The sequence below is a fragment of the Streptomyces sp. GMY02 genome, assembly GCF_019056675.1.
Lineage (GTDB): Bacteria > Actinomycetota > Actinomycetes > Streptomycetales > Streptomycetaceae > Streptomyces > Streptomyces odonnellii.
This window is the reverse complement of record NZ_CP077658.1, coordinates 5,723,187-5,736,066: the sequence shown is the minus strand read 5'-3', so window position 1 is coordinate 5,736,066 and position 12,880 is coordinate 5,723,187. Positions and strand designations below refer to the sequence as shown.

Sequence of the window (12,880 nt, the reverse complement as noted above, 5' to 3'; positions counted from 1 at the left end):
GTTTCCGGCCGGATTCCAACGGTGTTCCCGAAGGGGACACGGGCCCGGTCGCGCAGGCATGCGGAACCTGTCGCGCGGACGCTCAGGGCGTATGCGGAACCTCAGGGCGTGTGCGGAACCGCGGAGAGCAGGGGCGCCGAGGGGACCGCCGAGACCGGCACCGAGACACTGGGCCCGACCGGACCCGGCTTGTCGATCCCGCTGCTGGCGGGCTGCGGCACCTGGTCGTCGCGGCTGCTGGAGGCGCCCCGGTAGACGGCTGTGAAGGCCAGCGCGACCATCCCGACGCCCATCAGCAGCGCGAGCAGCCAGGCGACCGGCCGGTGCCAGCGGGCGCTGCCGCGGTACGGGCGCAGAGCGCCGCCATGGCGTCCGTACGGGCCCGAGAAGCCGTCCGGGTCGTCGGGGTCGTACTCGCCGTCGTACGGGTACTCACCGCCGTACACGCCGTCCCGGCCGTACAGCTCCTCGTACAGCTCGTCCTCGGGCGGTCCTCCGCCGGCCCTCGCGCGGGCCGCCTCGGCCTCCGCGCGCGCCTGGGCGGCGGCGAGCAGCCGCTCGACGGCTGAGGGTTCATGGACGGGTGCCGACCGGACGAAGTCCTCGTCGAACACCACGGAGGCGAACTCCTCGTCCGAGCCTCCGCGGTCGTCGTCGGGCTCCCGGCCGTCCGGGAACGGCCTGCCCCCCACGTCGTCCGGCACCTCTTCAGAGTAGACCTGGGCCGCCGTTTTGGGCAGACCGAGTCCGAACTCTCCCGGACTCTCCCGGCTCCGTTCACCACACGCGCCCCGCCCGGTCACCGCGGCCCCACCGGCCCCGGCGACCGGGCGCGCGCCTACCGGATGTGGCCGTCGCCGGTGACGATGTACTTGGTCGACGTCAGCTCGGGCAGCCCCATCGGGCCCCTCGCGTGCAGCTTCTGCGTGGAGATCCCGATCTCGGCGCCGAAGCCGAACTGGCCGCCGTCCGTGAACCGCGTGGACGCGTTCACAGCGACCGTCGTGGAATCGACCAGCCGGGTGAATTGCCGGGCGGCGGCCTGCGAGGTGGTGACGATCGCCTCCGTATGGCCGGACGACCAGAGCCGGATGTGCGCGACGGCCGCGTCCAGCGAGTCCACCACCGCGGCGGCGATGTCGTACGAGAGGTACTCGGTCTCCCAGTCCTCCGCGGTGGCCGCCACGACCCGCGCCTTGGACCCCTCCGCGTACGCCAGCACCCGCTCGTCGGCGTGCACGGTCACCCCGGCGTCGGCGAGCGCGTCCAGCGCGCGCGGCAGGAACGCCGCCGCGATGTCCTGGTGCACGAGAAGCGTCTCGGCGGCGTTGCAGACACTGGGCCGCTGCGCCTTGGAGTTGATCAGGATCTCGACGGCCATGTCCAGATCGGTCTCGGCGTCGACATACACATGGCAGTTGCCGGTGCCGGTCTCGATGACGGGCACGCTGGACCCCTCGACGACCGTACGGATCAGGGAGGCGCCGCCGCGCGGGATCAGTACGTCGACGAGTCCGCGGGCCCGCATCAGCTCCTGCACGGACTCCCGGCCCTCGCCCGGTACGAGCTGGACGGCGTCCGCGGGCAGTCCGGCGCCGCCGACGGCGTCGCGCAGCACCCGGACGAGCGCGGTGTTCGAGGAGCGTGCGGAGGACGAGCCCCGCAGCAGGACGGCGTTGCCCGATTTCAGGCAGAGCGCGGCGGCGTCGACGGTGACATTGGGGCGGGCCTCGTAGATGATCCCGACCACGCCGAGCGGCACCCGGACCTGGCGCAGATCGATCCCGTTCGGCAGCGTCGAGCCGCGGACGACCTCGCCGACCGGGTCGGGCAGCGCCGCCACGTCCCGTACGTCCGCGGCGATGGCCCGTACCCGTTCGGGGGTCAGGGTCAGCCGGTCGATGACCGCCTCGCTGGTCCCGGCCTCCCGGGCGCGGCCGACGTCCTCGGCGTTGGCCGTGACGATCTCGTGCGTACGGACCTCCAGCGCGTCCGCGATCGCCAGCAGTGCGTCGTCCTTGGCCGCGCGCGGCAGCGGCGCGAGGTCGGCGGCCGCCGCGCGGGACCGGTAGGCGGCCCTGGTGACCGGGGAGAGGTTGTCGTACGGCGAAAGCGAGGTCATGCCCGCAGGGTAGTGCGCCTCCTGCGGGCATTCCGCTCGTATTCCGTACTCCGAGACACTTCCGAAAGCGCTTCCGGCCCTCGCGCGCGGGCACCGGAACCCGGCACCGGGCCGGATCGGACGGCCCCGCACGAGGTCAGGCCGCGCGAGAGGCCGGAGCAGGGGTCAGAACGGATGGACGCCCACCGGAGCCGCCGGGGGCGGGCCGTATCCCTCCGCGATCCGCAAGTGGTAGGTCTCGCGGTCGATGACCTCGAGGCCGACGATCTCCCACGGCGGCAGCTTCGCGCTCGACCGGTGCTCGCCCCAGAGCCGCAGCGCCACCGCGGCGGCGTCGTGCAGATCCCGGGCCTCCTCCCAGTAACGGATTTCCGCGTGGTCGTTGGCGTACCGGCTCGTGAGCAGAAACGGATGGTCGTGGGCCAACTGTTCCAAGCCACGCCGGACCTCCGTCAGCGGAGCCTCGGCACCCGAGACGCTGAGCGTGATGTGCCACAGTTTCGACACCGCCCGGCCCTCCCCGCGGGCGTCCCTTCTCGATACGGCCTCCCGCTGTCGCTCTCCGTCGAAGTCTTCCCCCGCTTCGACGCTGGTCAGGCCCCTTTCCTGCGCCATGGCCCTGCGGGCATGGGAACTGCCCCCGGTCCCTCGGGGCGCCGCCCCCGGGCGCGCTCGTCTCACCAGCGGCCTCCTGTTGCTGCGTCGTCGTGCTGATCCCCGCCTGATACCCCTGAGACAAAGTTGACCAGTCCCGGGCGCGGCATGGGGTGCTTTTGGTAAAGGTCCCTGTTCAAAGGCAGTACTTTCAGCCGTTTCAGGGGACGGTCACAAGTGCAGGATGACCAGATCGTCCCTGTGTACGACTTCCCGCTCATAGGCCGGACCCAGTTCGCGGGCCAGATCCCGGGTGGAGCGGCCGAGGAGCTGGGGGATCTCCTTCGCGTCGAAGTTGACGAGCCCGCGGGCGACGGCGCGGCCCTCGGTGTCCCGCAGCTCGACCGGGTCCCCGGCGCTGAACTCGCCCTCCACGGCGGCGATCCCGGCCGGCAGCAGTGAGGTGCGCCGCTGGACGACCGCCCGTACGGCGCCCTCATCCAGGGTGAGCGCGCCCTGCGGGGCCGAGGCGTGCGCGAGCCAGAGCAGCCGGCCGGCGGAGCGGCGGCCGGTGCGGTGGAAGTACGTACCGGTGTCGCGTCCCGCGAGGCCGTCCGCGACCCGGCCGGCCGAGGTCAGGACGACCGGGACCCCGGCCGCGGTGGCGATGGCGGCGGCCTCGACCTTGGTGACCATGCCGCCGGTGCCGAGGCCCGCCTTGCCCGCGCTGCCGAGGGAGACCCCGGTCAGATCGGCGGGTCCGCGCACCTCGGCGATCCGGGAGGTGCCGGGCCTGCTGGGGTCGCCGTCGTACAGCCCGTCGACGTCCGACAGCAGGACGAGCAGATCGGCCCGTACGAGATGGGCGACGAGAGCGGCCAGCCGGTCGTTGTCGCCGAACCGGATCTCGTCCGTGGCAACGGTGTCGTTCTCGTTGACGACGGGCACGGCCCCCATACCGAGGAGCTGGTCCAGGGTGCGGTAGGCGTTGCGGTAGTGGGCCCGGCGGCTGGTGTCGTCCGTGGTGAGGAGCACCTGCCCGACCCGTACGCCGTACCGCGCGAAGGAGGCGGTGTAGCGGGCGACGAGCAGCCCCTGGCCGACGCTGGCCGCGGCCTGCTGGCGGGCCAGGTCCCGGGGGCGGCGTACAAGGCCGAGCGGCGCGAGTCCGGCGGCGATGGCGCCGCTGGACACCAGGACGATCTCCTTCTCGCCGCCCTTCCTGACCTGGGCGAGGACATCGACGAGGGCGTCGACGCGGTCGGCGTCGAGGCCTCCGGCGGCGGTGGTGAGCGAGGAGGAGCCGACCTTGACGACGATGCGCCGGGCCCGCGCCACCACCCCGGCCCGCCCGGACGGCTCGGGCCGACCCGTCGGCTCGGGCTGACCCGCCGGCTCCGGCCGGTCCCCGGGTTCCGGCTGCCCCGCCGGCTCCGCCCCCGCCGCGGCCGACTCCAGCCGCTCTGGCCGCCCCGCCGCGTCCTGCCGTGCCGCTGCCACGTGCTCTGCCCCTGCTCTCACACCGCGTGCTCCCGCGCCGGCTCACCGCGCGCGCTGCCGGAGGCCCGCGCCCGGCAGGCCTCCCGTCCGGTCAGCGTACGCGGGCGGTGCCCCCGGACGACGGCCCTTTTCAGTGGGTGGGACGGCCCCCGTGGACCCGCCGTGACCGATCAATCCGCGCCACCGCACAACCGGATGCGGGTGACAACTGTCTTTCAGGTGTAACAACGGAAGGGAAACATCGTCCTCCGGGCGGGGATAGGCTGACCGTCGGCAGCGCCCCTCGCTCCGCCGACGGCGGCGCCCCCTTCCCCCCGTGTCGCACGCCGGGCAATCACACACGAGATGGGCCACCAGTAAATGCCAGTTAAAGTGAGCGTCGTCATTCCGGTTTACAACCCGGGTAAGTACATCGACCCCTGTGTCGATTCACTGCTGGCCCAGACGCTGCCGGCCGCCGACTTCGAGGTTCTCTTCGTCGACGACGGTTCCACCGACGACTCCCCCGCCCGGCTCGACAAACTGGCGGACGAACACCCTCACTTCCGGGTGATCCACATCCCCAATTCCGGCTGGCCGGGAAAGCCCAGAAACATCGGGGTGTCCGAAGCGCGCGGCGAGTACGTCCAGTTCGTCGACCAGGACGACCATCTCGCCTCCGACGCCCTGCGGCGGCTGTACGAGATGGGCCACCGCAACGGCTCCGACATCGTGATCGGCAAGGTCGCGTCCAATTTCCGCGGCGTCCCGCACGGCGTGTTCCGGACGAACCGCGAGAAGTGCGATCTGACCAGCGCCCCGCTGTACGACAGCCTCACCCCGCACAAGATGTTCCGTACGGAGTTCCTCCGCGAGAACGGCATCGCGTACCCCGAGGGCAAGCGCCGGCTGGAAGACCAGCTTTATATGATGCAGTCGTACTTCCCGGCGAAAGTGGTGTCGATCCTCGGGAATTACACCTGCTACTACTACTCGAAGCGGGACGACGGCCAGAACGCCGGATCGGCCAAGCTCGTACCGTCCGGCTACTACGGCAACCTCCGTGAGGTCCTCCAGGTCGTCGTCGACAACACTGAACCGGGTGAATTCCGGGACCGGCTGCTGCGCCGCTTCTACCGGGTGGAGATGCTCGGACGGCTGAGCGAGCCGGGTGTGCTGAAGTTCACCCCCGAGTATCTCGACGAGATGGTCGACGCCATCCGCCCGCTCGTCCGGGACTTCATCACGGACGGCGTGCACGAGGGACTCGGCTCGCTGACCCGGCTGCGCTCCACCCTGCTGCGCGCCGACGACCGCGAGGGGCTGATGCGGATCGCCCGCTTCGCCTCCTCGGTCAAGGGCGCCGCCCGGCTTGAGGACTTCGCCTGGGAGTCCGACGGCAGGATCGCGCTCTCGCTGACCGGCCGTCTGGTCCATGGCGAGGACCAGCAGCCGCTGCGCCTGATCCGTCGCGACGGCCAGTACTTCCTGCACCCGGACATCACCGAGGGGCTGCTGCCGACCGGTGAACTCCTCGATGTCACGGACGACATGGACGGCTTCAAGGGCGAACTCTCCCTGCGCAACCGCGAGACGGCCGTCGAGTGGCCGTGCCCCGTCGACTTCAGCGCCGAGATCGAGAAACTGCCCAGCACCGGCAACGGCACGGCCACCGGCACAGCCACCGGTATCGAGGGCGAGAGCTACGAGGTCGTGCTGCGCGGCCGCGGCCATGTCACCAGCGAGGCGGTCAAGGGCCGGGGCAGGGTCTCCCGCGGCTTCTGGGACGTCTGGGTGCCGCTGCGCGGCCTCGGTCTCGTACGGAAGGCCCGGCTCGGCGCCGACCGTGACCCGGGCGTGGACGCCAAGTGCCTGCCCGCGGTGCTCGGTTCACCCGCCCGCCCGGTCGTCCCGTACTTCACGGACCCGTACGGCAATCTCACCCTCGATGTCGCGGGCCGCGCCAAGAAGATGGCCACCTATCTCGCGGACCGACCGGTCCTGCGGATGCCCGGCGGCAGTCCGGAGCTGCGCCTCGATGTGTTCACCGGCACCAAGTCCGGTCCCCGGGCCGTCGAACTGGTGCTGACCGGCCAGGACGAGTCCACCAGGACCCTGGGGGCCACGCTCCGCCCCGACCACGGCCGGGCGCATCTCGCCGTCCCCGCGCGCGTGGCGGACCTGCCGGCCGGGACGGTACGGCTGTCCGTACGGCTGGACGGTCCGAAGGGGCCCGAACTGCCGCTCTGCGAGGCCCCCGTGGGCAGCGGCGGCCGGATCCGGCTGGACCAGTCCGGTCTGCCGGCCGCCGACCCGGCGCTCGTACGGGTGGTCGCCGTGCAGCGCCGCAGGGCGACCCTGCGCCGGGTGCTCCGCTCGGCGGGCGGGCCGATCGTACGGCGTCTGCCCGCCTCGGCGCGGAAGAAGGTACGACGCCTCGCGTCCCGCTTCTGATCCGCCCCCGCGCGCGTCGCCCCGCGCACCCCGCCCCGCACCCCGCGCACCGAGCGGGCCATGAGAACGAACACCCCGCACCAAGAACGACAAGGACGTGATCACATGCGGCAGCTTTCGGTCGAAGGCGCCTGGGTCCAGGAACCGAAGGTCTTCCCGGACAGCCGTGGCAGCTTCCACGAGTGGTTCAAGGCCGCCGACTTCACCGGCGCGGCCGGCCACTCCCTCCAGCTCGCCCAGGCCAACTGCTCGGTGTCCAGCCTCGGCACGCTGCGCGGTATCCACTTCGCCGATGTGCCGCCCGGCCAGGCCAAGTACGTGAAGTGTGTACGGGGCGCGGTGCTGGACGTCGTCGTGGACATCCGCGTCGGCTCCCCGACGTACCGGCAGTGGGAGGCCGTACGGCTGGACGATGTGGACCACCGCGCCGTCTATCTCGCCGAGGGGCTCGGCCATGCCTTCATGGCCCTGACCGATGACGCGACCGTCGTCTATCTCTGCTCCGAGGGGTACGCCCCCGGGCGCGAGCACGGCGTCAACCCGCTGGACCCGGCGCTCGCGATCGAGTGGCCCGAGGGCATCACCCCGCTGCTCTCCGACAAGGACGCGGCGGCCCCGACGCTCGCCGAGGCCGAGGCCTCGGGCCTGCTGCCCCTGTACGCGGACTGCCGGGCGTACGCCGCCAAGCTGGCCGCCCGCGGCTGACGGCAGGCACACACGCGCACGCGCACACGGCAGGGGCCCGGACGATCCAGGATCGTCCGGGCCCCTGCCGTATACGGATTACAGACCTCTGCCGGTCTCAGCCGGTGATCGCCTCGATCTGCTTGCGCAGCGGCGCGAAGGCCGACCGCGAGCGCCGCAGGTTGCGGGCGCGCGCCAGCCCCGTCCAGAACCCGGCCCGGAGCAGCGCCTCGGGCCGTACCGCGTTCTTGCGGACCAGTACCTCGTCCGGGACCTTCTGCGGGTCCGGTACGACGTACTCCTCAATGATCGAGTCGTACTTGTCCTTCAGCACCGTGCTCTCCGGGTTGGCGCCGAAGATGGCCACCACCCCGGTCGGCTCGGTGTCGACATCGACGACCAGCAGATCGGGGCGGAACCGCCGCAGCACCTGCGCGACCTTGTAGACGTCGCCGGCCCAGAACTTGGTGTGCCGGTCACGCGCGGCCTCGTCGACATCGCGCGGCAGCATGTCGTCCAGGACGATCACGCTGGACCAGCGGGAGTGCTTCTCGACGTTCATGAAGTCCCGCAGCGCGAACTCGAAGAGATGCATGCCGTCGATGAACGACATCTCCAGCTTCGGCTCGCCGCCGAGGAGATTGACCGGGTCACGGCGGGCCAGCGCGCGGAACGGGTTGCGGCCGTTGCGCAGATGGATCAGAGGATCCTTGCGGGCGAAGAAGTCGTCACTGGTGGCCTTGACCAGATGGACATCGCAACTGATGTCCGTGACGACCCGGAACGCCGGGTCGACAGCCACCGACGGAACCCGGGACAGTGCCAGGCTGCGCCCGTCATTGACCCCGATCTCCAGATAGTTGCGGGGTTTGTACACACGGTGCAGTTGGCGCAGGAAGCCGTGGCGATCCACGTAAGGGGCCCTTCACTGAGAATCAACAACGTAGGGATTGATTCTCAGTGAACTTAGTGGGTACAGATGTTGTCCGTAAACATCTACCGGCCGGTAACACCCATTCGGCGGCCCGCCGCCTGCCCATGGCCCGTCGCCTGCCCGCGCTCCGCCGCCACCAGCGCCGGAAACGCCTCCTCAAGCGCCTCCCGCCAGTCCCGGATCGGTTCGATGCCGAGGGGCTTCCACCGCTCATGCCCCAGCACGCTGTACGCGGGCCTGGGCGCCGGCCGTACGAAGGCCTCACTGGTGGTCGGACGGACCCGCTCCGGGTCCGCGCCCAGCAGCCGGAAGATCTCCCGGGTGAGGCCGAACCAGCTCGTCTCGCCGCCGCTGGTGCCGTGGTAGATCCCGGGCTCCGCCGCCCCCGCGAGGGCCGCCTGCCCCAGCCGTACCAGCCGGTCCGCGAGATCCGCGGTCCATGTGGGCTGGCCGCGCTGGTCGTCCACCACGTCCAGGGTGTCCTTGACGGACTCCAGCTTGATCATCGTACGGACGAAGTTCCCGCCGCCCGCTCCGTACAGCCAGGCCGTACGGACCACATAACCGGTCTCCGGCAGGGCGCCGAGCACCGCGCGCTCCCCGGCCAGCTTGGTGCGGCCGTAGGCGCTGCGCGGCGCCGTCGGGTCGTACTCGCCGTACGGTGTCCGGCCGTCCCCAGCGAAGACATAGTCCGTGGACACCTGGATCAGGACCGCGCCGGAGGCCGCGCAGGCCTCCGCGAGGACCCTCGGCCCGGTGCCGTTGACCGCGAGTGCCTCGGTCTCCTCGGCCTCGGCGTCGTCCACGGCCGTCCAGGCCGCGCAGTTGACGACCACGGCCGGGGCGTGTGTCTCCATGGCGGCGCGCACCGAGCCCGGGTCGGTGATGTCCAGAGCGGTACGGTCGAGGCCGGCCGCGCGCTCCCCGGCCACGGCGAGCCGTGCCAGCAGATCGCGCCCGAGCATCCCGCCGGCGCCGGTGACGAGCCAATCGCGCAGCCGACCACTCGGCCGGCCGCTCACAGCGCCGCACGCCCCTTCAGCGGCTCCCACCAGGCGCGGTTGTCGCGGTACCACGCCACGGTCTCCGCGAGGCCGGCGGCGAAGTCCTTGCGCGGCTCGTACCCCAGCTCTGTACGGATCTTGGTGCAGTCGACGCTGTAGCGGCGGTCATGGCCCTTGCGGTCGGTGACGTACTCGACGCTGGTGTCCCAGTCCGCTCCGCAGGCCTCCAGCAGCAGCCCGGTCAGCTCCTTGTTGGACAGCTCCGTACCGCCGCCGATGTTGTAGACCTGCCCGGCCCGGCCCTTCGTACGGACCAGCTCGATGCCCTGGACATGGTCGTCGATGTGCAGCCAGTCCCGGACATTGCCGCCGTCGCCGTACAGCGGGACCTTCTTGCCGTCCAGCAGATTGGTGATGAAGAGCGGGATGACCTTCTCGGGGAAGTGGTGGTGCCCGTAGTTGTTGGAGCAGCGGGTCACCCGCACGTCCAGGCCGTGGGTGCGGTGGTACGAGAGGGCGATCAGATCGCTGGACGCCTTGGCCGAGGAGTACGGCGAGTTGGGCTCCAGCGGATGCGTCTCGGGCCAGGAGCCCTCGTCGATCGAGCCGTACACCTCGTCGGTGGAGATGTGCACGAAGGTCTTCACCCCGGCGCGGTGCGCGGCGTCGATCAGGGTGTGGGTGCCCACCACATTCGTACGGACGAACTCGGCGCCGCCGTCGATGGAGCGGTCCACATGCGACTCGGCGGCGAAGTGCACCACCTGGTCGTGCTCGGCCATCAGCTTGGCGACCAGCTCGGCATCGCAGATGTCGCCCTGGACGAAGGAGAATCCGGGGTGGCCGCGGACCTCGTCGAGGTTGGCCGGGTTGCCCGCGTAGGTGAGCTTGTCGAGCACGGTCAGCTCGATGTCGCCGGGGCCCTGCGGGCCCAGCACCGTACGGACGTAGTGCGAGCCGATGAAACCGGCACCGCCGGTCACAAGGATCCTGTGGGTCATGAGGAGATCTGCACCTTGCTGTGGTCGCCGAGGACGAGTCGGTGGGCGGACGGATTGCGGGGGGCGGGGGTGATCTCGACATCGCGCCCGATCAGCGACGCCTCCACCCGGCGCACACCGGTGAGGGACGAACCGCGCAGGACGATGGAGTACTCGATCTCGCTGTCCTCGATCAGGCAGCCCTCGGAGACCGAGGTGAAGGGACCGATGTAGGCGTCGCTGATGACCGTGCCCGCGCCGATGATCGCGGGTCCGACGATCCGGCTGCCGGTGACCCGCGCGCCCTCCTCGATCCTGACCCGCCCTATGATCTCCGTCGCCCCGTCGACCCAGCCGTCGCGGCAGGGCTCGACGGTCTCCAGCACCGAGCGGTTGACCTCCAGCATGTCGGCGACGTTGCCGGTGTCCTTCCAGTACCCGGAGATGGTCGTGGAGCGGACGTCGCGCCGCTGGTCGATCAGCCACTGGATGGCGTGGGTGATCTCCAGCTCGCCGCGCCAGGACGGCTCGATGGAGCGCACGGCCTCATGGACGGCCGGGGTGAAGAGATAGACCCCGACGAGCGCGAGATCGCTCTTGGGCTCCTTCGGCTTCTCCTCCAGGGCCACCACCCGTCCCGCGGCGTCGAGTTCGGCCACGCCGAAGGAGGTCGGGTTGGGGACCTTCGTCAGCAGGATCTGGGCGTCTGGCCGCTCCCGGCGGAAGCCGTCCACCAGCCCGGTGATGCCTCCGACGATGAAGTTGTCGCCGAGGTACATCACGAAGTCGTCGTCGCCGAGGAAGTCGCGGGCGATCAGCACGGCGTGCGCCAGACCGAGCGGCGCGTCCTGCTGGAGGTAGGTGACCTTTATGCCGAAGCGCGAGCCGTCGCCGACCGCCTCGCGGATCTCCTCCGCGGTGTCGCCGACGATGACGCCGACCTCGGTGATGCCCGCCTCCGCGATGGCTTCGAGTCCGTAGAAGAGCACGGGCTTGTTCGCCACCGGTACGAGCTGTTTCGCGGACGTGTGCGTGATGGGGCGCAGACGGGTGCCTGCCCCGCCGGACAGTACGAGAGCCTTCACATTCCCTATCCCATGCTGAGATTTTGGTGCTGTCCGGCCATCGCCCGACGGCACGATTTTACCTGCGATTTCCGGCGTGTACGCTCCCCGTACACCTTGACCGGCCTGCTGGACCACTTGCGTCGCTACGACGAGGGCACCGCGTACCGGGTCCGCACCCGGGTCCGTACGCGCCTGGCCAGCCGGAAGAACAGCGATCTCCGCCGGCGTACGGTCCTGGGCGCCTCGATGCGCTCCAGACCGGGTCTGCCCACCCAGTCGGGCACGGTGACCTCGTACGAGGCGTCCTTGAGGCCCGTGCCGCGGTCCCCGAAGTGCGGGAAGGCGAGGTACGGGGTACGGGCGCGGCCCCTGCGGACCACCTCCGGCTTCGCCTCGGCCCTGATGAAGGCGAGCATGTCCCGGAGCAGATCGATCCGCCCGAGAGCCACGCACTCCAGCCGCAGCCGTTCGGAGACCTTGATGCGCCGGGCCACCGCGGGGGTCCAGTGGCGGGCCATCAGGGGCGCGGCCAGCTCCATCTTGTGCCGCTGGACCGCTTCGGACTGCTTCATCAGCCCGTGTCCGAACTGCTGGATCAGTCCGACCGTGAAGGGCCTGACCATTAATCGGTCACGCTTGGGGCCGGCCGGCACCAGATCGGCGATCAGCGCCATCAGCGCCCCCGTGGCCTCGAACCGCAGGGCGTAGCCGCCGGTCTTGGTCACGTGCTTGCCGTCGTCGCGGCCGACCAGGTAGTAGCAGGTGTAGTCGGAGATCACCGAGACGCCCCGGCCCCGGATGTACGCCTCCATGGTGAAGAGCGCGTCCTCACCGGTCTTGAGAGTCTCGTCGAAGCGCAGATTCAGCCGTTCGAGCAGTTCGCGCCGGAACAGCTTCTGTGCGCTGAGGGTGAAGATCACCTGCGAGCTGTAGATGTCCACGCGGTCCGCCGTGCGGTTCCACATGGAGCCGGGCGCCCCCCTGTTCACACCCACGATCTTGCCGAGAACCACATCCGTACCGGCGCGGTCGGCCATGCCCACCATGCGCTCCAGCGCTTCCTCGCCGAAGTAGTCGTCGGCGTCGAGGAAGAAGACATAACGGCCGCGGGCCAGGCCGAGGCCGACATTGCGCGGACCGCTGGGGCCGCCCGAATTGGCCTGCCGTACCACCCTGGTCGGGATGGCGCTCCTGGCCGCGAACTCCTCCAGGTACTCGCCGGTGCCGTCGGTCGAGCCGTCGTCGATGGCGACGATCTCGATACGGCCGGCGCCCAGCGTCTGGGCCTCCACCGATTCCAGACAGCGGATCAGATAAGGCATCGCCTCATATGCCCCGACGATCACACTTACATCAGGAACTGACTTATCGTTCATCAGAATTCAAGACAAGCGTCATCGGATGTTGGTTGTCTTGTCACGATCGTCAGTATGCGTGATGCGCGTCACAGCGTGCGTCCGGCGCGCCGGGGCGGTGCTCAACTCCCGTACGGAAAAGGCCCGGCAGCGCGCCCGAAGGCGCCCTGCCGGGCCGAGGCCATGCGTCAGAGCCTCATCTGCCGT

General features: G+C 70.3%; 11 protein-coding genes. 2 read left to right on the top strand and 9 right to left on the bottom strand.

Annotated elements, in window-relative coordinates; translation table 11 throughout:
- Positions 1–101: 101 nt before the first annotated feature.
- From KQY30_RS24240 to proB, 4 genes are all read right to left on the bottom strand, one after another.
- Positions 102–704 carry a hypothetical protein gene (locus KQY30_RS24240; protein WP_217308635.1) on the bottom strand — a complete coding sequence of 201 codons (603 nt, stop codon included), beginning with the start codon at positions 702–704 and terminating at the stop codon, positions 102–104.
- Between the two features lie 134 nt (positions 705–838).
- Positions 839–2,122 carry a glutamate-5-semialdehyde dehydrogenase gene (locus tag KQY30_RS24235; protein WP_217308634.1) on the bottom strand — a complete coding sequence of 428 codons (1,284 nt, stop codon included), beginning with the start codon at positions 2,120–2,122 and terminating at the stop codon, positions 839–841.
- 165 nt (positions 2,123–2,287) lie between these two features.
- On the bottom strand, positions 2,288–2,803 hold the full coding sequence (locus KQY30_RS24230) for a hypothetical protein (RefSeq protein WP_217308633.1): 516 nt from the start codon (positions 2,801–2,803) through the stop codon (positions 2,288–2,290).
- A gap of 144 nt (positions 2,804–2,947) precedes the next feature.
- Positions 2,948–4,054 (bottom strand): glutamate 5-kinase, encoded by a 1,107-nt coding sequence (gene proB, locus KQY30_RS24225; protein WP_217311291.1) that lies wholly within the window; start codon positions 4,052–4,054, stop codon positions 2,948–2,950.
- A 534-nt stretch (positions 4,055–4,588) separates the two neighbouring features.
- Between proB and KQY30_RS24220 the strand changes: the two genes are divergently transcribed.
- The gene (locus KQY30_RS24220; RefSeq protein ID WP_254407305.1) at positions 4,589–6,649 is read left to right on the top strand and encodes a glycosyltransferase family 2 protein; all 2,061 of its coding nucleotides are present in this window, start codon (positions 4,589–4,591) and stop codon (positions 6,647–6,649) included.
- 105 nt (positions 6,650–6,754) lie between these two features.
- Complete coding sequence (rfbC, locus tag KQY30_RS24215) at positions 6,755–7,354, top strand: dTDP-4-dehydrorhamnose 3,5-epimerase (RefSeq protein WP_217308631.1); 600 nt, start codon at positions 6,755–6,757, stop codon at positions 7,352–7,354.
- Between the two features lie 97 nt (positions 7,355–7,451).
- Here rfbC and KQY30_RS24210 read toward each other — a convergent pair whose 3' ends face one another.
- The 5 genes from KQY30_RS24210 to KQY30_RS24190 all read right to left on the bottom strand — a co-directional run bounded on the left by KQY30_RS24210 (position 7,452) and on the right by KQY30_RS24190 (position 12,694).
- Positions 7,452–8,246, bottom strand: coding sequence for a class I SAM-dependent methyltransferase (locus tag KQY30_RS24210; RefSeq protein WP_217308630.1), 795 nt, complete (start codon positions 8,244–8,246; stop codon positions 7,452–7,454).
- 83 nt (positions 8,247–8,329) lie between these two features.
- On the bottom strand, positions 8,330–9,265 hold the full coding sequence (gene rfbD / locus KQY30_RS24205) for a dTDP-4-dehydrorhamnose reductase (RefSeq protein WP_217311290.1): 936 nt from the start codon (positions 9,263–9,265) through the stop codon (positions 8,330–8,332).
- A 20-nt stretch (positions 9,266–9,285) separates the two neighbouring features.
- Positions 9,286–10,272, bottom strand: coding sequence for a dTDP-glucose 4,6-dehydratase (gene rfbB / locus KQY30_RS24200; protein WP_217308629.1), 987 nt, complete (start codon positions 10,270–10,272; stop codon positions 9,286–9,288).
- Entirely contained in the window at positions 10,269–11,336 is a 1,068-nt protein-coding gene (locus KQY30_RS24195; protein ID WP_217308628.1) for a glucose-1-phosphate thymidylyltransferase, read from the bottom strand. Before KQY30_RS24195 ends, rfbB begins: the two co-directional genes overlap by 4 nt.
- Before the next feature lie 125 nt (positions 11,337–11,461).
- Positions 11,462–12,694, bottom strand: a complete 1,233-nt coding sequence (locus KQY30_RS24190; RefSeq protein WP_217308627.1) for a glycosyltransferase family 2 protein — start codon at positions 12,692–12,694, stop codon at positions 11,462–11,464.
- Between the last annotated feature and the right edge of the window lie 186 nt (positions 12,695–12,880).

Coding starts and splice junctions, on each gene's coding strand:
- rfbB (WP_217308629.1), bottom strand. CDS start 10,272: ATGACCCACAGGATCCTTGTGACCGGCGGTGCCGGTTTCATCGGCTCG.
- rfbC (WP_217308631.1), top strand. CDS start 6,755: ATGCGGCAGCTTTCGGTCGAAGGCGCCTGGGTCCAGGAACCGAAGGTC.
- KQY30_RS24190 (WP_217308627.1), bottom strand. CDS start 12,694: ATGAACGATAAGTCAGTTCCTGATGTAAGTGTGATCGTCGGGGCATAT.
- KQY30_RS24235 (WP_217308634.1), bottom strand. CDS start 2,122: ATGACCTCGCTTTCGCCGTACGACAACCTCTCCCCGGTCACCAGGGCC.